The organism is Rubrivivax gelatinosus IL144, from assembly GCF_000284255.1.
GTDB lineage: Bacteria > Pseudomonadota > Gammaproteobacteria > Burkholderiales > Burkholderiaceae_C > Rubrivivax > Rubrivivax gelatinosus_A.
Genome location: NC_017075.1, coordinates 4,629,518 through 4,649,727, shown reverse-complemented (window position 1 = coordinate 4,649,727; position 20,210 = coordinate 4,629,518). Strand labels below are relative to the sequence as shown.

Sequence of the window (20,210 nt, the reverse complement as noted above, 5' to 3'; positions counted from 1 at the left end):
CATGACCACGACCTCCGACTCCGGCGCCGAGGCGCTGCGCGAGCACCTCGCCATGCTGGCGCGCTACAACCTCTGGGCGACGCGCCGCCTGCTCGACGCCGTCGACGCCGTGCCCGAGGCCGACTACCGCCGCGACCTCGGTCTCTATTTCCGCAGCATTCACGGCACGCTGAACCACCTGCTGGTCGCCGAGCACCGTCTGTGGTCGGCGCGCTTCAACGACGGCACGACGCCGCCGATGCGCCTGGACGAAGAGCTGGAGAGCGACCGCGCCCGGCTGCGCCAGCGCCTGCTCGACGGCGCCGAAGCCTGGCTGCCGCTGATCGCCGGCTGGCCGGCGGCGCGCTTCGGCGGCCGGCTGGACTACCTGCGCCTGGCCGGTGGCACGGTGTCGCTGCCGTTCGCCGCGACGCTGGCCCACGTCTTCAACCACGCCACGCACCACCGCGGCCAGATCAGCGCCGCGCTGACCACTCTCGGCCGCCCGGCGCCCGAGCTGGATCTGGTCTACCTGCTGCAGGCCGAGGCTGTGCGATGAACCCGACGCTGGAGATCCGCCGTCCCTCGCCGCAGGTCGCCGAGGTCTGGCTGAACCGGCCGGAGGTGCGCAACGCCTTCAACGACGGCGTCGTCGCCGAGCTGACGGCGGCCTTCGCCGCTTTCGCCGCCGACGAGGCGCTGCGTGTCGTCGTGCTCGGCGGCCGCGGCAAGGCCTTCTGCGCCGGTGCCGACCTGGGCTGGATGCGCGCGATGGCCGGCTACTCCTGGGACGAGAACCAGGCCGACGCCGCGCGCCTGGCCGAGATGCTGTGGACCGTCTGGCGCTGCCCGGTGCCGGTGGTCGGCCGGCTGCACGGCGACTGCTACGCCGGCGGCGTCGGGCTGGCGGCGGTCTGCGACATCCTCGTCGCCGCCGACGGCATGCAGTTCTGCCTCAGCGAAGCCCGGCTCGGGCTGCTGCCGGCGACGATCGGCCCCTACGTCGTGCGTGCGCTCGGCGAGCAGGCCTCGCGCCGCTTTTTCGTCACCGCGGAGCGTTTCAGCGCCGCAGAAGCGAAGGGGCTGGGCTTCGTGCACGAATGCGTCGCGCCCGAGGCGCTGGACGCCAAGGTCGCCGAACTCGTCGCGGCGATCACCGCCAACGGCCCGCAGGCGGTGCGCGCCTGCAAACGCCTGGTGCAGGACCTCGCCGGCCGCGAGATCGACGCCGCGCTGCGCGCCGACACCGCACGCCGCATCGCCGACGCGCGTGCCGGCTCGGAAGGCCGCGAAGGCGTCTCGGCCTTCCTCGGCAAACGCGATCCGGCCTGGCGATGAACCTGGACACGACGCAGCTCGTCGCGCTGGCCGCCGCACTCGGCTGGGCCAGCGGGCTGCGCCTGTACGCGGTGCTGTTCATCACCGGCGCCGTCGGTTTCCTCGGCTGGGTCGAACTGCCGTCGGGCCTGCAGATCCTGCAGCAGCCGCTGGTGCTGGGCGCCAGCGGCCTGATGAGCGCGGTCGAGTTCCTGGCCGACAAGATCCCCGCCGTCGACACCGTCTGGGACGGCGTGCAGACGCTGCTGCGCATCCCCGCCGGCGCGGCGCTGGCCGCCGCCGCGCTCGGCGCCGACTCGGCGACCTGGACGCTGCTCGCGGCGCTGCTGGGCGGCGGGCTGGCGGCCAGCGCGCACGCCGCCAAGGCCAGCCTGCGCGCCGCGGCCAACACCTCGCCCGAGCCCTTCAGCAACGTCGCGCTGTCGCTGGCCGGCGACGCGATGGTGCCGGCGCTGCTGTGGCTGGCATGGGAGCACCCGGTGGCGGCGATCGTCGCCGTCGCGCTGGCCACCGTCGTGTGCATCGTCGTCGTCGTCGTGCTCTGGCGCTTCCTCAAGGGGCTGCTGGCGCGCTGGCGGCCGCGCCCGTCCTGAACCCGCTCGCAGCCGAGAGAGAGCCGATGTTCCGCAAGATCCTGATCGCCAACCGCGGCGAGATCGCCTGCCGCGTCGCCGCCACCGCGCGCCGCCTGGGCGTGCGCACCGTCGCCGTCTACTCGGACGCCGACGCCGGCGCGCGCCACGTGATGGCCTGCGACGAGGCCGTGGCGCTGGGCGGCGCCGCGCCGCGCGACAGCTATCTGCGCTGGCAGCGCATGCTCGACGCCGCGCGCGCCACCGGCGCCGAGGCCGTGCACCCGGGCTACGGTTTCCTGAGCGAGAACGAGGACTTCGCCCAGGCCTGCGCCGACGCCGGGCTGGTCTTCATCGGCCCGCCGCCGGCGGCGATCCGCGCGATGGGCAGCAAGGCCGCGGCCAAGGCGCTGATGGCCCAGGCCGGCGTGCCGCTGGTGCCGGGCTACCACGGCGAGGACAACGACCCGGCGCGCCTGGCCGACGAAGCCGGGCGCATCGGCTACCCGGTGCTGATCAAGGCCAGCGCCGGCGGCGGCGGCAAGGGCATGCGCCGTGTCGACCGCGCCGAGGACTTCGCCGCCGCGCTGGCGTCCTGCCAGCGCGAGGCCCAGGCCAGCTTCGGCGACGCCCACGTGCTCGTCGAGCGCTACGTGCTCAAACCCCGCCACATCGAGATCCAGGTCTTCGCCGACACGCAGGGGCACTGCATCCACCTCGGCGAACGCGACTGCTCGGTGCAGCGCCGCCACCAGAAGGTGCTGGAGGAGTCGCCGGCGCCCGGGCTGACGGCCGCACGCCGCGCCGAGATGGGCGCCGCCGCGGTGGCCGCGGCGCAGGCCGTCGGCTACGTCGGCGCCGGCACCGTCGAGTTCATCGCCGAGGAGCTGGACGACGGCGACCTGCGTTTCTATTTCATGGAGATGAACACCCGGCTGCAGGTCGAGCACCCGGTGACCGAGGCCGTGACCGGGCTGGACCTCGTCGAGTGGCAGCTGCGTGTGGCCGCCGGCGAGCCGCTGCCGGCGCGCCAGGCCGACATCGTGCAGCGCGGCCACGCGATCGAGGCCCGCATCTGCGCCGAGAACCCCGAGGCCGGCTTCCTGCCGGCGACCGGGCGGCTGGTGGTCGCACGCTGGCCCGAACACGTCGAGTTCCGCCGCGACGAACACCTGCCGCGCCTGGACGGCGGTTTCGGCGAAGGCGACGAGATCACGCCCTGGTACGACTCGATGATCGCCAAGCTGATCGTCTGGGGCGAAGACCGCGCCCAGGCGCTGGCCCGGCTGGACGCGGCGCTGGCCGCGACGCGCCTCGTCGGCCCGGCGAACAACGTCGCCTTCCTGCGCCGCGTCGTCGCCAGCCGCTCCTTCGTCCAGGCCGACCTGGACACCGCGCTGATCGAACGCGAGCACGCGGCGCTGTTCGACGCGCCGGGCCTGGCGCCCGAGTGGGCCGCCGCCGCCGTCGTCGCCGATGCCTGTGCCGCCGAGGCCACGACGGTCGACGCCGACCCCTGGTCGCGGCGCGACGGCTGGCGGTTGCGCGGCGGCGCGCGCCGGCGCTTCGAGCTCGAGATCGGCGGTGAACGTGTCGTCGCGACGGTACAGCGCCGCCATGACGGCGAAGCGGTGCTGGAGCTGGGCGAGCAGCGCTGGCCATTGCTGGCGCGGGCGCTGGGCGACGGCCGCCACGAAGTGCGCCTGGGCGACCAACGCCGGCTGCTGGCCGTGCACCGCGACGGCGAGCGGCGCGCGGTCTTCGCACCGGACGGCCAGCTGCTCGTCACGCTGCACGACCCCATCGCGCATGCCGGCGACCACGCCGGCGAAACCGGCCGGCTGAGCGCGCCGATGCCCGGCAAGATCGTCGCGATCGCCGTCGAGGCCGGCCAGGCGGTGCGCCGCGGCCAGGCGCTGGCGGTGCTGGAGGCGATGAAGATGGAGCACACGATCACCGCGCCGCGCGACGGCGTCGTCGAGGCGCTGCTGGTGCGCGCCGGCGACACCGTCGCCGAAGGCAGCGAGCTGCTGCGTCTGTCGGGGGACGAATGAGCGCCGTCCGGACCCGGCGGCCGGCCAGGTGATGCCTCGCTCGCTATAGTGCCCGGCGATGAAACCGGACCGTGTCACCCTGGTCGAGGTCGGCCCGCGCGACGGCCTGCAGAACGAGGCCGCGCCGGTCGGCGCCGCCGAGAAGATCGAGCTCGTGCGCCGGCTGCAGGACGCCGGCTGCCGCGAGATCGAGGTCACCAGCTTCGTCAGCCCGAAATGGGTGCCGCAGATGGCCGACGCGGCGCAGGTCATGGCCGGCATCGAACGCCGCGCCGGCGTGCGCTACTCGGTGCTGACGCCCAACCTCAAGGGCCTGGAAGCGGCGCTGGCCACGCGCCCCGACGAGGTCGTCGTCTTCGGCGCCGCCAGCGAGGCCTTCAGCCGGCGCAACATCAACTGCTCGATCGCCGAGAGCCTGGAGCGTTTCGCGCCGGTCGTCGAGGCCGCGCACGCCGCCGGCCTCAAGGTGCGCGGCGCGGTGTCCTGCGCGCTCGGCTGCCCCTACCAGGGCGAGGTCAGGCCCGACGAGGTCGAACGCGTCGTCGTCGGCATGAAGGCGATCGGCGTCGACCACGTCGGCATCGCCGACACGATCGGCGTCGGCACGCCGCTGGCGGCGCAGCGGGCGCTGGAGCGCGCGCTGAAGCACTACCCGCTGGCCGAGGTCAGCGGCCACTTCCACGACACCTACGGCCAGGCGCTGGCCAACATCCTGGCCTGCCTGGATCTGGGCGTGCACGTCTTCGACACCAGCATCGCCGGCCTCGGCGGCTGCCCCTACGCCAAGGGCGCGACCGGCAACGTCGCCACCGAGGACGTGGTCTACCTGCTGCACGGCCTGGGCATCGCCACCGGGCTGGACCTGGACCGACTGGTCGACGCCGGCGCCTACATCTCGGGCGTCGTCGGCCGGCCCACGGCCTCGCGCGCTGCGCGCGCGCTGCTGGCGCGCCGTGCCGCCGCCGCTTCCTCCTGAACCATGAACGCCATCGATCCCCTGCTCGACCGTCCCGAAGGTTTCCAGCGCGTCACGCGCGCCCTGGCCGAACGTGGCCACCCGCATGCGCCGCTGTGGCTGGTCACGCCGGCTCGCACCTCGGCCGAAGCCGCCGCGGCGCTGGGCGTCGAGGTCGGCCAGATCGCCAAGAGCGTCATCTTCCGCCGCAAGGCCGACGACAGCGCGGTGCTGGTCGTCACCTCGGGCGACCGCCGCGTCTGCGAGAAGCGCGTCGCGGCCATCGCCGGCGCGCTGGGCCGCGCCGACGCCGACTTCGTCAAGGCGCGCACCGGCTTCTCGATCGGCGGCGTCTCGCCGCTGGCGCACACGACGCCGGCCTTCACGCTGATCGACCGCGACCTGTTCCGCTTCGACGTCATCTGGGCCGCCGCCGGGCATCCGCACGGCGTCTTCAGGCTGTCGCCGGCCGAGCTGGAGCAGCTGACCGGCGCGCCGGTCGCCGACGTGGTGCAGCAGCCATGAGCGCTCAGGACTTGTCCGGGGCTCATTCCCGCGTGGCGGGACCGGCCGCCAGGCCGAAGGGTGCCCCAGTGAGCCCTCAGGACTTGTCCGGGACTCATTCCCGCGTGGCGGGACCGGCCGCAGGCCGTAGGGTGCCCCAGTGAGCACGCGTTTCGGCTCGGGCGTGCCCTCGCCCTGCATCGACGTCTGCCGCATGGACGCGGCCAGCGGCTGGTGCGAAGGCTGTCTGCGCACGCTCGACGAGATCGCCGCCTGGTCGACGATGCCCGACGACGAGCGCCGCGCGGTGCTCGACCGTCTGGCCGAACGCCGCGTCGTCTGGCAGCAGCGCCCCGGAGCGCCGCGATGAAGCACCTGGTCTTCCGCTTCGACGTCGTCTCGCCCTACGCCTACCTGGCGTTCGAGCGCCTGCCCGACGCGCTGGAAGGCCTGGACGTCGAGATCGAGTACCGCCCGGTGCTGCTGGGCGCGCTGCTGCAGCACTGGGGCCAGAAGGCGCCGGTCGAGGCGGCGCCCAAACGCGACTGGATCTACCGCCAGACCCGCTGGCTGGCGGCGCAGCACGGGCTGCCCTTCGAGCTGCCGCAGCCGCACCCGTTCAGCTCGCTGGCGCTGCTGCGGCTGATCATCGCCTGCGGCCCCAACCGGCGTGTCGTCGAGGCCGTGCTGCGCCACGTCTGGGCCGCGGGCGGCGACCCGCACGACCCGGCGCGCCTGGCGGCGCTGAGCACGACGCTGGCGCCGGCCGCCGACCCGGCCAGCGACGCGGTGAAGGCCGCGCTGCGCGCCAACACCGAGGAGGCCGCCGCACGCGGCGTCTTCGGCGTGCCGACGATCGAGTTCGCCGGCGAGCAGTTCTGGGGCCTGGACGGGCTGCCGATGCTCGCCGACCGACTGCGCGCCCCCACGCGCTGAACGCACTCCGGGGCATCCCGAAGCCGGCGGTTGACCGTCGTCCGAACGACCGTCGGGACTATCCCTGATAGGGCAAATCGGGAGCGTGGCCCGCCCGGGCCCGCGCTCCCAGGAGAAACGCCCCGCGTGTAAGCCGGCGTTCAGTTCGCCGTCAGGCGCTGTTGGGAAACCGTCAGAACTCGGTCAGTCCGTGCCCGAACCATGGGTGCCAAGTCCTCATATTCCGGAGACAACACCATGGACGCAGAACTCGCACGGCGTATCGCGAGCCACCCGAAGTACCAGGAACTGAAGTCCAAGCGCTCGAGCTTCGGCTGGTGGCTGACGGCGGCGATGATGGTCGTCTACTACGGCTTCATCACGCTCGTCGCCTTCGACAAGCAGTTCCTGGCCCAGCGCATCGGCGACGGCGTCATGACGATCGGCATCCCGATCGGCTTCGGCGTCATCGTCTTCACGATCGTCATCACGGCGATCTACGTGCGCCGCGCGAACAGCTCCTACGACGACTTGGCCGAAGAGGTCGCGAAGGCGGTCCTGAAGTGATGCAACTCTCCACCACCACCTCCACCACGCTGCGCCGCCTGCTGACGCTGGCCGCGCTGGGCGGCGTCTCGTTCGCGGCCTGGTCCGCCGGTGCCGACCTCGGCCAGGCCGAGAAGCAGGCGACCAACTGGACGGCGATCGGCATGTTCGGCCTGTTCGTCGTCGGCACGCTGTTCATCACCAAGTGGGCCGCGGCGCGCACGCGCAGCGCGTCCGACTTCTACACCGCCGGCGGCGGCATCACCGGCTTCCAGAACGGCCTGGCGATCGCCGGCGACTACATGTCGGCGGCGTCGTTCCTGGGCATCTCGGCCGCGGTGATGGCCTCGGGCTTCGACGGCCTGATCTACTCGATCGGCTTTCTCGTCGGCTGGCCGGTCATCACCTTCCTGATGGCCGAACGCCTGCGCAACCTGGGCAAGTTCACCTTCGCCGACGTCGCCGCGTTCCGCTTCGAGCAGACGCCGGTGCGCGTGTTCGCGGCCTCGGGCACGCTGGTCGTCGTCGCGTTCTACCTGATCGCGCAGATGGTCGGCGCCGGCCAGCTGATCAAGCTGCTGTTCGGCCTGGAGTACTGGATCGCGGTGGTCATCGTCGGCGCGCTGATGATGGTCTACGTGCTCTTCGGCGGCATGACCGCCACCACCTGGGTGCAGATCATCAAGGCCTGCCTGCTGCTGGGCGGCGCCTCGTTCATGGCCTTCATGGTGATGCTGCACTTCGGCTTCTCGCCCGAGGCGATGTTCGCCGAGGCGGTGCGCATCAAGGCCGACATCGCGACCAAGGGCGGCAAGACGCCGGAGGAGGCGGCGACGCTGGGCCAGGCGATCATGGGCCCGGGCACCTTCGTGAAGGACCCGATCTCGGCGATCAGCTTCGGCATGGCGCTGATGTTCGGCACCGCCGGCCTGCCGCACATCCTGATGCGCTTCTTCACCGTGCCCAACGCCAAGGAAGCGCGCAAGTCGGTGATGTGGGCCACCGGCTGGATCGGCTACTTCTACCTGCTGACCTTCATCATCGGCTTCGGCGCCATCACCTTCGTGCTGACCAACCCCGGCTTCCTCGACGCCAAGGGCGGGCTGCTGGGCGGCAACAACATGGCCGCGGTGCACCTGGCCAACGCGGTCGGCGGCAACGTCTTCCTCGGCTTCATCTCGGCGGTGGCCTTCGCGACCATCCTCGCGGTGGTCGCCGGGCTGACGCTGTCGGGCGCCTCGGCGGTCTCGCACGACCTCTACGCCACCGTCATCAAGAAGGGCAAGGCCGACAGCGCCGCCGAGCTGAAGGTCTCGAAGATCACGACGATCTGCCTGGGCATCGTCGCCGTCGTGCTGGGCATCGCCTTCGAGAAGCAGAACATCGCCTTCATGGTCTCGCTGGCCTTCGCGATCGCCGCGTCGGCCAACTTCCCGGTGCTCTTCATGAGCGTGCTGTGGAAGGACTGCACGACCAAGGGCGCGGTGATCGGCGGTTTCCTCGGCCTGATCTCCTCGGTCGGCCTGACCATCGTCTCGCCGTCGGTGTGGGAAGCGACGCTGGGCAACCCCAAGGGCTCGGCGCTGTTCCCGTACACCAGCCCGGCGCTGTTCTCGATGACCATCGGCTTCGTCGGCATCTGGCTGTTCTCGGTGCTCGACAAGAGCGCGCGCGCCAAGGTCGACCGCGCCGGCTTCCTGGCCCAGCAGGTGCGGTCGGAGACCGGCATCGGCGCCTCCGCCGCCAGCGGCCACTGAACGCAGGGCGCGCACCCGTGTCCGACCCCCGGCAGGAAGTGCTGTCGCTGGTCACGGCGCGGGTGCGCGACGCCTACGTCCGCAAGGCCTTCGTCGTCGACGGCGGCACCGACCTGGTGTCGCTGTGCCGCCAGCTCTCCGAGCGCGGGCTGACCCACGCACTGGTGCAGGACGGCGAACGCCTGGGCATCTTCACGACCACCGACCTGCGCGACGCGCTGCTGCGGCCCGAGCCGCCGGCGGCGCTGGCGGTGCGCGAGGTCGCGCGGTTCCCGGTCATCGCCGTGCAGGCCGACGCCGAGGTCTTCGAGGCGCTGTGGCTGATGGTGCGCCACCGCGTGCACCGCGTGCTGGTGCGCGACGGCGAGCGCATCGTCGGCCTGCTCGGCCAGCTCGATCTGGTGAGCTTCGTCGCCAACCACTCGCACCTGGCGGCGCTGCAGATCGACGAGGCCGGCTCGGTCGACGAGCTGAAGGCCGCGGCGCTGCAGATCGACCGCATGGTGGGCCTGTTCGCCACCAGCGGCGTGCACGTCGAGCGCATCGCGCACCTCGTCGGCGAGCTGCACGCGCGGCTGTTCCAGCGGCTGTGGTCGCTGGTCGCGCCGGCCGAGCTCGTCGCCCACAGCTGCCTGCTGGTGATGGGCAGCGAAGGCCGCGGCGAGCAGGTGCTGAAGACCGACCAGGACAACGCGCTGATCCTGCGCGACGGTTTCGAGCACCCCGACACCGAGGCCGCGGTGCAGCGCTTCAGCGCCGCGCTGGCCGACTTCGGCTACCCGCCGTGCCCCGGCGGCATCATGGTCACCAACCCGCTGTGGCGGCGCCCGGTCGCCGCGTGGCGCGAGCAGCTGCGCGAGTGGGTGATGGGCCGCGACGCCGACGGCCCGATGCGTCTGGCGATCTTCTGCGACGCCGTCGCGGTGGCCGGCGACGCCACGCTGCTCGACGGCCTGCGCGAGCACCTGCACCGCCTGTTCGGCGACCACGACGCCTACCTCGCACGTTTCGCCGCCGCGGCCGACCAGTTCCAGGAGCCGCACCACTGGCTGGGCTGGCTGCCCGGCCGGCGCGAGGAAGCGGCGCTGGACCTGAAGAAGCTGGGCCTGTTCCCCATCGTGCAGGGCGTGCGTGCGCTCGCGCTGCAGCGCCATCTGCGCGAGACCGGCACCGTCGCGCGGCTGCATGCGCTGGTCGCCGCCGGCGCGCTGGACACCACGCTGGCGCGCGACCTGGAGGACGCGCTGCACCTGCTGATGACGCTGCGCCTGCAGCACCAGCTGCAGGCACGTGCCGCCGGCCGCGAAGCCGACAACGAGGTCCTGCCTTCGGCGCTGGGCCTGCTGGAGCGCGAGCCGCTGCGCGACTCGCTGGCCGTCGTCAAACGCCTGCGCGCCTACCTGCGCCAGCACTTCCGCTTCGACAAGCTCTGAACGATGGCGCGGCCCCGTCTCGTCCCGGCCGACGCGGGTTCGCCGCCACTGGCGCGGCGCGCGCGGATCGCGCAGCATCGCGCCGGGCGCCGCGACGACGCGCCCGCCGGCCTTCGTGGCCGCGACGACGAGAGGAGACTGCGATGAAGACCGTGCTCCTGGCCGACGCCGAGCCCAACAGCGTCATCCCGCTCGAGTGCCTGATGAAGCGCGAAGGCTGGCGCGTGCTCGTCGCGCGCGACGGCGACGAGGCGCTGGACACCGCGCGCCGCGAGCATCCCGACCTGCTGCTGATGGACGTCGTGATGCCCGGGCGCAGCGGCTTCGAGGTGCTGCAGGCGCTGCGTGCCGACGAGGCCCTGGCCGCCACCAAGTGCGTGCTGCTCAGCGCACGCTGCCGCGACACCGACGTCGCCCACGGTCTGGGGCTGGGCGCCGACGCCTACGTCGCCAAGCCGTTTTCGACCCGCGACCTCGCCGAACGGGTGCGCCGACTGCTGTCATGAAACCCGACCGCCACGAGTGGCTGGCCGCGCTGGCGCCGGCGGCGCTGCTGGCGCTGGCCGCGGCGCTGGTCGCCCTGCTGCTGGCGGCGACGCTGGAGCCGGCCGAACGCTCCGCGCTCTCGGCGCTGCTCGCGCCGCGTGCGGCGCTGCTGCTGCTGGCGCTCGTCGTGGTGGCGCTGGCCGCCGGCGTCTGGCTGCGCTGGGCCTGGCACCGCTGGGGCGCGGCGCCGGGGCGCGTCGCCGAGCTGCTGCAGGTGCTGCTGGCCGGCGCGCCGGGGCGCGAGCTGGAGCCGCGCGGCAGCGCCGGCAGCAGGGCGCTGGTCGAGACCGTCAACCGGCTGCTGCGCGAGCGCGCCGTCTGGCGCGCCGAGCTTGACACCAAGGTGCGCGAGGCCAGCCGCCAGGCCGAGCAGGAGAAGAGCCGGCTGGCGGCGCTGATGGCCGAGCTGGCGCAGAGCGTCGTCGTCTGCAACCTCGACGGCCGCATCCTGCTCTACAACGGCCGCGCGCGGCTGCAGTTCCGCGCGCTGTCGCCGGCGCCGGCGATCGGCGGCGTCGAGTACCTGGGCATCGGGCGCTCGATCTACGCCGTCTTCGACCGCGCGCTCGTCGCCCATGCGCTGGAGATGGTGCAGCAGCGCCTGCAGCGCGGCGTCGCGCATCCGTCGGCGCAGTTCGTCACCGCCACGCGCAGCGGCCAGCTGCTGCGCGTGCAGCTGGCGCCGGTGCGCGAGCACGACGGCGGCCCGCTCGCCGGCTTCGTGCTGATGCTCGACAACATCACGCGCGACTTCGCCGAGGAGTCCGAACGCGACCGCCGGCTGCACGAGCACACCGAAGCCGGGCGCGCCTCGCTGGCCAACCTGCAGGCCGCCGTCGAGCTGATCGAGGACCCGGCGCTCGACGCCGCCACGGCCGCGCGGCTGCAGGGCGTGATCCGCGACGAGGTGCGTGCGCTGGGCCACCGCATCGGCGAGTTGGCGCACTACACGACCGAGACGATGCGCACGCGCTGGCCGCTGGAGGACATGCAGGGCGCCGACTTCGTCACCGCGGCGCTGCGCCGCATCGAGGCCGAGCACCGCTGCCGCACCGCCGGCACCGAGGTCGACCCGGCGCTGTGGCTCAAGCTCGACAGCTTCTCGCTGATCCAGGCCCTGGTCTTCCTCGCCGGGCGTGTCGTCGACGAGTACGGCGTCAAGGTGGTGCAGATCCGGCTGCAGCGCGCCGGCACGCGTGCCCAGCTCGACCTGGCCTGGATCGGCCCCGGCGTCAGCACCGAGACCGCGGTGGCCTGGGAGACCGAGGCGATGCGTGTCGGCGGCGAAGCCAGCGCGCTGACCGTGCGCGACGTCGTGCAGCGCCACGGAGGCGCGTTCTGGTTCGAGCGCGAGCGTGTGCGCGCCGAGGCCTTCTTCCGCTTCCTGCTGCCGCTGGCCGACGCCGCCGAGCCGCTGGCCGGCGAGCTGCTGGCGCGGCGCGAGAGCCGGCCCGAGTTCTACGACTTCGACCTGTTCCAGACCCGCGAGATGGCCGTCGAGCTGGCCGAACGCTCGCTGGCCGAGCTGGCCTACACGGTGTTCGACACCGAGACCACCGGGCTGGAGCCTTCGGCCGGCGACGAGATCCTGCAGATCGGCGCGACGCGCATCGTCGCCGGCAAGCTGCGCCGCCACGAGAGCTTCGAGCAGATCGTCGACCCGCAGCGCTCGATCCCCGAGCGCACGATCGCCATCCACGGCATCACGCCGGCGATGGTCGCCGGCCAGCCGACGATCCGCGAGGTGCTGCCGGCCTTCCACGCCTTCGCGCAGGAGACCGTGCTGGTCGCCCACAACGCGGCCTTCGACCTGCGTTTCCTGGAGCTGAAGGAACGCGCCACCGGCGTCAGCTTCGACATGCCGGTGCTCGACACGCTGCTGCTGTCGCAGGTGCTGCACCCGAACCAGGAGCGCCACTCGCTGGAGGCCATCGCCGAACGCCTGGGCGTGCCGGTGCTGGGGCGCCACACGGCGCTGGGCGACGCGATCGTCACCGCCGAGGTCTTCCTGAAGATGCTGCCGCTGCTGCAGGCCGCGGGCATCCGCACGCTGGAGCAGGCGCTGGAAGCCTCGCGGCGCAGTGCGCTGGCCAAGCTGAACTACTGAGCGCCCGCGCGTCGGCCGCCGTCGCAAGGCCCGGCGCGGGCCGTTTTCTCCTGGAAAACCCCGCACCCGCGAACCCGGGTGAAGCAGTCGGGAATTTCCCTCACACCCCCTAGCGACTCCTGCGATGCGGAATGCGGCTTGCGGGTTCGACCGGAAAACGTAAGCAACCGTTCAGTTTGACGTCAGAAAGCGGTCAGAGCTCGATTCGACATTGCGCCGCACGTGCCGCCGTGGGCGTGCGGCACTTCAAATCAGGAGACATCCCCCATGGCATCCACGACCGCTGCGGTGCCCTCGAACGCCCCCATGACCCGCGAGGAGAAGAAGGTCATCTTCGCCTCCTCGCTGGGCACGGTGTTCGAGTGGTACGACTTCTACCTCTACGGCTCGCTCGCCGTGATCATCGGCAAGCAGTTCTTCGCCGCGCTCGATCCGACGGCGCAGTTCATCGCCTCGCTGCTGGCCTTTGCCGCCGGCTTCATCGTGCGGCCCTTCGGCGCCCTGGTCTTCGGCCGCCTGGGCGACATGATCGGCCGCAAGTACACCTTCCTGGTGACGATCCTGATCATGGGCCTGTCGACCTTCATCGTCGGCGTGCTGCCCAGCTACGCCTCGATCGGCATCGCCGCGCCGATCATCCTGATCGGCCTGCGCATCCTGCAGGGCCTGGCCCTGGGCGGCGAGTACGGCGGTGCCGCGACCTACGTCGCCGAACACGCGCCGCACGGCAAGCGTGGCGCCTACACCTCGTGGATCCAGACCACCGCGACGCTGGGCCTGTTCCTGAGCCTGGCGGTTATCCTCGGCACCCGCACCGCGCTGGGTGAAGAGACCTTCGCCGCCTGGGGCTGGCGCATCCCGTTCATCGTCTCGATCCTGCTGCTGGCCATCAGCGTCTGGATCCGGCTGTCGATGAACGAGTCGCCCGCGTTCCGCAAGATGAAGGAGGAGGGCAAGACCTCCAAGGCGCCGCTGACCGAGAGCTTCGGCCAGTGGAAGAACCTGAGGATCGTGCTGCTGGCGCTGTTCGGCCTGGTGATGGGCCAGGGCGTGGTCTGGTACTCGGGCCAGTTCTACGCGCTGTTCTTCCTGACCAGCTCGCTCAAGGTCGACCCGGCGACGGCGAACATCATGATCGCCGCCTCGCTGCTGATCGGCACGCCGTTCTTCGTCGTCTTCGGCACGCTGTCGGACAAGATCGGCCGCAAGCCCATCATCCTGGCCGGCATGCTGCTGGCGGTGCTGACCTACTTCCCGCTGTTCAAGGCGCTGACCAACGCCGCGAACCCGGAACTGGCCGCCGCCCAGGCCGCCTCGCAGATCGTCGTGCGCGCCGACCCGGCCACCTGCTCGTTCCAGGGCAGCCCGATCGCACGCGAGGTCGACTTCACCTCCGGCTGCGACATCGCCAAGCGTGCGCTGACGCAGAACTCGGCCAGCTACGACAACGAGGCGCTGCCGGCCGGCTCGCCGACCATCGTGATGATCGGCGACAAGCAGATCACGCCGCCGACGGCGACGACGATCGCCGGCGGCCACAAGTTCTCGGAAGATTCGACCAAGGCCATCGCCGGCTTCAAGAAGGAGCTGAGCGAGACGCTGAAGGGCGCGGGCTACCCGGCCAAGGCCAAGCCGATCGAGTTCCTGAGCGGGCAGTGGTGGTCCATCGTCGGCATCCTGACCATCCTCGTGATCTACGTGACCATGGTCTACGGCCCGATCGCGGCGATGCTCGTCGAGCTGTTCCCGACCCGCATCCGCTACACCTCGATGAGCCTGCCGTACCACATCGGCAACGGCTGGTTCGGCGGCCTGCTGCCGTCGATCACCTTCGCGATGGTCGCGGCCAACGGCAACATGTACCACGGCCTGTGGTACCCGATCGTCATCGCCTCGGTGTGTTTCGTCATCGGCCTGCTGTTCATCCGCGAAACCAAGGACCGCGACATCTACGCCGCGGACTGAGTTCCGCGCTGCGACCGCGCTTAGGCGCGGTCGCGCAAGGCAAAAGGCCGGGCGATTGCCCGGCCTTTTGCCTTGGGATGAGAAGCCTCAGACCGCGTGGCGGACGTAGACGTCGGTGTCGGGCAGCGCGCGGCGCAGGGCGTGGAACGCGCCTTCGGCGAGGTCGCGGCCGGCGCCGCAGCTCGGCGGGAAGGCGAGCGTCAGTTCGGCTTCGTCTTCGCCGATGTGCAGCGCCTTGACGAGCTGGCGGTCGACGATGTTGCCGCCGTCGGCATCGACGACGCCGCGCAGCGACTGCAGAACGCCATGCACCAGCGCCGGATTGCCGCGCAGTTCAGGCGCAGGGCAGGGGCGACCGAAGCCGCCGCCGCAGCCGGCATGGCTGGGCATGCAGCCGCCACAGCCCGGTTCGGGCAACAGACGGATCGGCTGTGTCTTGTTCATATCCGTAATTATGGGCCGGTCAAAAAGCCAGTCCACCAGGACACTCGGAATTTTGTGCGTTTGTCTGTCTTGGACAAACGCCGAATTCACAGGATCCGCAAACAAAATGCCGCTTGACGGTAATCAATTCCGTCTGGCGACATTTCAATCGGCAATGAAGCTCGTGCGGTAGCGATCGCGCAACAGGTTCTTCTGCACCTTGCCCATCGTGTTGCGCGGCAGTTCGTGTTCGATGAAGACCTTCTTCGGCACCTTGAAGTGCGCGATGCGGTCCTTCAGTGTCGCGACCAGCGCCTCGCCGTCCAGCGTCGCGCCCGGCTGCGGCACGACGACGGCGACGACGGCTTCGCCGAAGTCCGGGTGCGGCACGCCGACCACCGCCGACTCGACGACGCCCGGCAGGTCGTCGATCAGCGCCTCGACCTCGGCCGGGTAGACGTTGAAGCCGCCGGTGATCACCAGGTCCTTGCTGCGGCCGACGATCGTCACCCAGCCGTCGGCGTCGATGCGGCCGACGTCGCCGGTCTTGAACCAGCCGTCGGCGGTGAACTCCTCGGCGGTCTTCTCCGGCATGCGCCAGTAGCCCGAGAAGACGTTGGGCCCGCGCACCTCGATGCCGCCGATCTCGCCGGCCGGGGCCGGCTCGCCGTCTTCGCCTCGTGCCCGCAGCTCGACGCCGGGCAGCGCCGGGCCGACGGTGCCGGCGCGGCGCTCGTCTTCGGGGCGGTAGGGGTTGGAGGTCAGCATGACGGTCTCGCTCATGCCGTAGCGCTCGAGGATCACGTGGCCGGTGCGGTTGCGCCAGGCGCGGAAGGTGTCCACCAGCAGCGGCGCCGAGCCGCTGACGAAGAGCCGCATGTTCGCGCAGCGTTCGCGGTCCAGCGCCGGCTCGTGCAGCATGCGCACGTACAGCGTCGGCACGCCCATGAAGACGGTGGCCTCGGGCAGGCGCTCGACGACCGCGGCGGCGTCGAAACGCGAGAACCAGATCATGCGCGCGCCGGCCAGCAGCGCGCCGTGCGAGGCGACGAACAGCCCGTGCACGTGGAAGATCGGCAGCGCATGGATCAGCACGTCGTCGCGCTGCCAGGCCCAGGCCTCGTGCAGCACGCGCGCGTTGCTCAGCAGGTTGCCGTGCGAGAGCATCGCGCCCTTGCTGCGGCCGGTGGTGCCGCTGGTGTAGACGATGGCCGCCAGGTCGCCGGCGTCACGCCTCACCGGGTGCTGCGTGTCGGGCTGGAACGCGGCCCGGTCGAGCAGCGTGCCGCTGCGGTCGTCGCCCAGCGTGTAGACGTGTTGCGTGCCGGCCTGGAAGGCGAGGCGGCTGGTCCAGCCGAAATGGCGCGGCGTGCAGACGACGACCGCCGGCTCGGCGTCGCCGATGAAGTACTCGATCTCGGCGGCCTGGTAGGCGATGTTCAGCGGCACGACGACGTGGCCGGCGCGCAGCACCGCCAGGTGCAGCATCAGCGCCTCGACGCTCTTGTCGACGTGCATCAGCACGCGCGAGGCCGGCGGCAGCTCCAGCGAGGCCAGCAGGTTGGCCAGCATCGCGGTGCCGCGGTCCAGGTCGCGCCAGGTGTAGGCCAGGGGGTGGGGGCTGTCGCCGCAATCGATCGCGATCGAGTCCAGGTCTTCGGGGAACGCAGCGCGCAGCGCGCTGAACAGGTTCTGGTCGGACATCGTCATCCTGTCGGGAGCGGAAAGCGGGTCCGATCCTAGGCCTTCCGGGCCGAGCTTCCCACCGTGTTCAGTCGAGCTTGGCTCCGGAACGTTTGACGACCTCGGCCCAGCGCCGCGTTTCAGCGGCGACGAACTTCCCCAGCGCCTCGCCCTGCAGGTCCGGCGGCTCGGCGCCCAGACCGGTCCAGGTGGCGCGCAGCTCGTCGCTGGCGATCGCACGCCGCACCTCGGCGCCGAAACGCTCGACCGCGTCGCGCGGTGTCGCCTTCGGCGCGAACAGCGCGTACCAGGTCGAGACGACGTAGTCGGGCAGGCCCTGCTCGCGTGCCGTCGCGATGTCGGGGAAGCCCGGCGCGCGGCGCGTGCCGGCGACGGCGATCGCGTGCAGCTTGCCCGACCGGATGTGCGCCGCCGACGAGGCCAGGCCGTCGAACATCAGGTCCACCTGGCCGGCGATCAGGTCCTGCAGCGCCGGCCCGGCGCCGCGGTAGGGGATGTGGGTGATGAAGGTCCTGGACTGCTGCTTGAACAGCTCGCCGGCCAGGTGGTGCGAGGTGCCGTTGCCGGCCGAGCCGTAGTTCAGACCGCCCGGCTTGGCGCGCAGCAGCTCCAGCAGCTGCGGCAGCGTGCGCGCCGCGACACGCTGCGGGTTGACGACGATGACCTGCGGCACGCTGGCGACCATCGTCACCGGGACGAAGTCGTGCTCCAGGCTGTAGTCCAGCTTCGGGTACATCGCCGGCGCGATCGCATGGTGCACCGCGCCCATGAAGAAGTTCGTGCCGTCGGGCGCGGCCTTGGCGGCGATGCCGGCGCCGAGGTTGCCGCCGGCGCCGCCGCGGTTGTCGATCAGGTACTGGCGGCCGGCGGCGCGCGTCATCGCGCCGAACAGCGGGCGCGCGAAGGCGTCGGTGCCGCCGCCGGGCGGGAAGGGCACGACGATCGTCACCGGGCGCGAGCCCGTCGACTGGGCACGCGCCCAGGCCGGGGCGAGCAGGGTGGAACCCGCGGCGATCAGCCGGCGGCGGGACCAGGTCGGCATGGCTCCTCCTCTTGTCGCCCGCGGAGGGCGGGCCGAACGATGCTGCCATCGCGGCGCCGCGATGACGCCCGGGTGAAGCCCGGGGGCTGACCCGCAGGTCCGGCCCCCCGCGATCCGGGCGGTGGGTTTTTCCGCTGCCGCGGCGCGCCGGCCGCAGTGCATCCTGCGCGCCGGCGCCCGCAGCGCCGGGCGAGGCAACGGCCCGCTCCCCCGTCAGGAGAACCGACCGTGAAGCACACCCCGACCTGGACGGCCATCGCGGCCGCCTGCCTGCTCTGCGCCGGCGCCGCCTCGGCCGCACCGGCCAACACCCTGCCCGCCGGCGTGCGCGGGCCGGTCACCGAGACCGTCTACGACGGCGTCGCCGACGACCTGCTGACCGCCGGCCTCGGCAAGACCGGGCTGATGGGCGCGGCACCGGCCTTCGCCGACCCGCTGCACCCGACGCCGGCCGAGCTGCGGCGCAACGCGATCTACGTGAACTACCGCGCGCTCGTCGACTACACCGCCGCCGGCGGCATGGGCGTGTTCTACGGCCCGAACATCGACGCCGAGGGCCGCGACACGCTGGGCGAGGGCAAGGTGCCCGGGCGCGAGACGCTGGCCTGGTACGACGACGGCAGCGGCCTCCAGAACGTCACGCTGATGGTCCAGGTGCCCGACCGCTTCGACCCGGCGCGGCCGTGCATCGTCACCGCGACGTCCTCGGGCTCGCGCGGCATCTACGGCGCCATCGGCACCGCCGGCGAATGGGGGCTGAAACACGGCTGCGCCGTCGCCTACACCGACAAGGGCAGCGGCAACGGCCAGCACGAGCTGGGCGCCAACCTGGTGACGCTGCGCGACGGCCGCGTCGTCGACGCCGCCAGCGCCGGCACCGAGGCGCTGTTCCGCGCGCCGCTGTCCGACGCCGAGCGCGAGGCCTTGCTCGCCCAGGCGCCGTACCGCGTCGCCTACAAGCACGCGCACTCGAAGCAGAACCCCGAGGCCGACTGGGGCCGCCACACGCTGGAAGCGGTGCGTTTCGCGTTCTGGGTGCTCAACGAACGTTACGGCAAGGTCGGCCGCGACGGCCGCCGCGAAGCGACGCTGCAGCCGCGCAACACGATCGTCATCGCCAGCAGCGTCTCCAACGGCGGCGGCGCCGCGCTGGCCGCGGCCGAGCAGGACCGCGAAGGCCTGATCGACGGCGTCGCGGTCAGCGAACCGAACGCCCAGCCGCGCTGGATGCACGGCCTGGCGATCCGCGAGGGCGACACGCCGGTGGCGACGATCGGCCGGCCGCTGGCCGACTACTTCACGTTCGCCAACCTCTACCAGCCCTGCGCGCTGCTGGCGCCGGCGGCCGGCGGCGGCACGGCGGTGGCCTCGGCCTTCTGGCCGGCGGCCTTCACCGCGTCGGCGCAGAACCGCTGCACGGCGCTGGCGGCCAAGGGCCTGGTCGCCGGCGCGACGCTGGCCGAACAGGCCGACGACGCGCTTGCCCGGCTGCACGCCTACGGCTGGACCACCGACGCCGACTTCCTGCACCAGTCGCACTACCGCTTCGCGACCAACTCGATCGCCACGACCTACACCAACGCCTACGGCCGCTTCGGCGTCGAGGACCGGCTCTGCGGCTTCAGCTTCGCCAACACCGACGCGGCCGGCACGCCGATCGCGCCGTCGGCGAGCGCCGTCGCGTCGATCTTCTCGACCGGCAACGGCGTGCCGCCGACGACCGGCGTCAACATCGTCTACGACGCATCCTCGGGCGGCGCGAAGCTGGACTTCCTCGCCGTCTCGCCGGGCACCGGCCTGGCCGACTTCGCCCTCGACGGCGCGCTGTGCCAGCGCTCGCTGGTCACCGGCCGCGATGCCGCCGACCGTCTGCTGACCGGCGCCCAGCGCGAAGCCGCGCAGCGCGTGCGCCGCGGCGTCACCGAGGTGCGGCTGGACGGCCGCCTGCGCGGCAAGCCGGTGCTGATCGTCGCCGGCCGCAGCGACGCGCTGCTGCCCGTCAACCACACGGCCCGCGCCTACTACGCACGCGTCCAGGCCCAGGGCGCGGCCGACAACGTGCGCTACGTCGAGGTGACGAACGCGCAGCACTTCGACAGCTTCATCTCGCTGGGCGCCTTCCTCGGCTACGACGCCCGTTTCATCCCGCTGCACGTCTACTTCAACCGCGCGATGGATGCGATGTGGGCCCACCTGACGCAGGGCGCGGCGCTGCCGCCCAGCCAGGTGGTGCACACCGTGCCGCGCGGCGGCAGCCCGGGCGCGGCGCCGGCGCTGACCTCGGCCAACGTGCCGGCGATCCAGGCTGCGCCGGCCGAGGGCGCGCGCATCGTCTTCGGCGACGGCACGCTGGTCGTGCCGAAGTGAGGC

Annotated in this window: 18 protein-coding genes; 15 read left to right on the top strand and 3 right to left on the bottom strand. The window is 72.0% G+C overall.

Translation table 11 applies throughout. The features are described 5' to 3' along the window. Position 1 precedes the first annotated feature (1 nt). From RGE_RS21180 to RGE_RS21115, 14 genes are all read left to right on the top strand, one after another. Entirely contained in the window at positions 2 to 538 is a 537-nt protein-coding gene (locus RGE_RS21180) for a DinB family protein (RefSeq protein ID WP_014430528.1), read from the top strand. After that, a complete protein-coding gene (locus RGE_RS21175) occupies positions 535 to 1,317 on the top strand; it encodes an enoyl-CoA hydratase/isomerase family protein (protein ID WP_014430527.1) in 783 nt (260 codons plus the stop codon). Before RGE_RS21180 ends, RGE_RS21175 begins: the two co-directional genes overlap by 4 nt. Next, positions 1,314 to 1,910, top strand: coding sequence for a DUF4126 domain-containing protein (locus RGE_RS21170; protein ID WP_014430526.1), 597 nt, complete (start codon positions 1,314 to 1,316; stop codon positions 1,908 to 1,910). The genes RGE_RS21175 and RGE_RS21170 overlap by 4 nt, the downstream gene beginning before the upstream one ends. Positions 1,911 to 1,936: 26 nt before the next feature. Further along, the gene (locus RGE_RS21165; protein WP_014430525.1) at positions 1,937 to 3,943 is read left to right on the top strand and encodes an acetyl/propionyl/methylcrotonyl-CoA carboxylase subunit alpha; all 2,007 of its coding nucleotides are present in this window, start codon (positions 1,937 to 1,939) and stop codon (positions 3,941 to 3,943) included. 58 nt (positions 3,944 to 4,001) lie between these two features. Continuing rightward, complete coding sequence (locus RGE_RS21160; RefSeq protein ID WP_014430524.1) at positions 4,002 to 4,919, top strand: hydroxymethylglutaryl-CoA lyase; 918 nt, start codon at positions 4,002 to 4,004, stop codon at positions 4,917 to 4,919. Between the two features lie 3 nt (positions 4,920 to 4,922). Next, positions 4,923 to 5,423, top strand: coding sequence for a YbaK/EbsC family protein (locus RGE_RS21155; RefSeq protein ID WP_014430523.1), 501 nt, complete (start codon positions 4,923 to 4,925; stop codon positions 5,421 to 5,423). Between the two features lie 193 nt (positions 5,424 to 5,616). Beyond that, positions 5,617 to 5,772, top strand: a complete 156-nt coding sequence (locus tag RGE_RS21150) for a DUF1289 domain-containing protein (RefSeq protein WP_232505037.1) — start codon at positions 5,617 to 5,619, stop codon at positions 5,770 to 5,772. Continuing rightward, positions 5,769 to 6,338, top strand: a complete 570-nt coding sequence (locus RGE_RS21145; protein ID WP_014430521.1) for a 2-hydroxychromene-2-carboxylate isomerase — start codon at positions 5,769 to 5,771, stop codon at positions 6,336 to 6,338. Before RGE_RS21150 ends, RGE_RS21145 begins: the two co-directional genes overlap by 4 nt. Positions 6,339 to 6,575: 237 nt before the next feature. Next, positions 6,576 to 6,884 carry a DUF485 domain-containing protein gene (locus RGE_RS21140; RefSeq protein ID WP_014430520.1) on the top strand — a complete coding sequence of 103 codons (309 nt, stop codon included), beginning with the start codon at positions 6,576 to 6,578 and terminating at the stop codon, positions 6,882 to 6,884. Next, complete coding sequence (locus tag RGE_RS21135; RefSeq protein ID WP_014430519.1) at positions 6,884 to 8,620, top strand: cation acetate symporter; 1,737 nt, start codon at positions 6,884 to 6,886, stop codon at positions 8,618 to 8,620. The genes RGE_RS21140 and RGE_RS21135 overlap by 1 nt, the downstream gene beginning before the upstream one ends. Before the next feature lie 17 nt (positions 8,621 to 8,637). After that, positions 8,638 to 10,053 (top strand): putative nucleotidyltransferase substrate binding domain-containing protein, encoded by a 1,416-nt coding sequence (locus tag RGE_RS21130; protein ID WP_014430518.1) that lies wholly within the window; start codon positions 8,638 to 8,640, stop codon positions 10,051 to 10,053. Positions 10,054 to 10,196: 143 nt separating this feature from the next. Next, entirely contained in the window at positions 10,197 to 10,559 is a 363-nt protein-coding gene (locus RGE_RS21125; RefSeq protein ID WP_014430517.1) for a response regulator, read from the top strand. Next, the gene (locus tag RGE_RS21120; protein ID WP_014430516.1) at positions 10,556 to 12,706 is read left to right on the top strand and encodes a 3'-5' exonuclease; all 2,151 of its coding nucleotides are present in this window, start codon (positions 10,556 to 10,558) and stop codon (positions 12,704 to 12,706) included. The genes RGE_RS21125 and RGE_RS21120 overlap by 4 nt, the downstream gene beginning before the upstream one ends. A gap of 267 nt (positions 12,707 to 12,973) precedes the next feature. Next, positions 12,974 to 14,671 carry an MFS transporter gene (locus tag RGE_RS21115; protein WP_014430515.1) on the top strand — a complete coding sequence of 566 codons (1,698 nt, stop codon included), beginning with the start codon at positions 12,974 to 12,976 and terminating at the stop codon, positions 14,669 to 14,671. Between the two features lie 87 nt (positions 14,672 to 14,758). On the opposite strand, the gene RGE_RS21110 is transcribed toward RGE_RS21115, so the two are convergent. From RGE_RS21110 to RGE_RS21100, 3 genes are all read right to left on the bottom strand, one after another. Beyond that, the gene (locus RGE_RS21110) at positions 14,759 to 15,115 is read right to left on the bottom strand and encodes an iron-sulfur cluster assembly protein (protein WP_043784353.1); all 357 of its coding nucleotides are present in this window, start codon (positions 15,113 to 15,115) and stop codon (positions 14,759 to 14,761) included. Between the two features lie 144 nt (positions 15,116 to 15,259). Then, complete coding sequence (locus RGE_RS21105) at positions 15,260 to 16,798, bottom strand: malonate--CoA ligase (RefSeq protein ID WP_043785925.1); 1,539 nt, start codon at positions 16,796 to 16,798, stop codon at positions 15,260 to 15,262. Positions 16,799 to 16,865: 67 nt separating this feature from the next. After that, on the bottom strand, positions 16,866 to 17,840 hold the full coding sequence (locus tag RGE_RS21100) for a Bug family tripartite tricarboxylate transporter substrate binding protein (RefSeq protein ID WP_014430512.1): 975 nt from the start codon (positions 17,838 to 17,840) through the stop codon (positions 16,866 to 16,868). Between the two features lie 228 nt (positions 17,841 to 18,068). Here RGE_RS21100 and RGE_RS21095 point away from each other — a divergent pair, with 228 nt between their 5' ends. Continuing rightward, on the top strand, positions 18,069 to 20,207 hold the full coding sequence (locus RGE_RS21095) for a D-(-)-3-hydroxybutyrate oligomer hydrolase (RefSeq protein WP_014430511.1): 2,139 nt from the start codon (positions 18,069 to 18,071) through the stop codon (positions 20,205 to 20,207). Positions 20,208 to 20,210 lie beyond the last annotated feature (3 nt).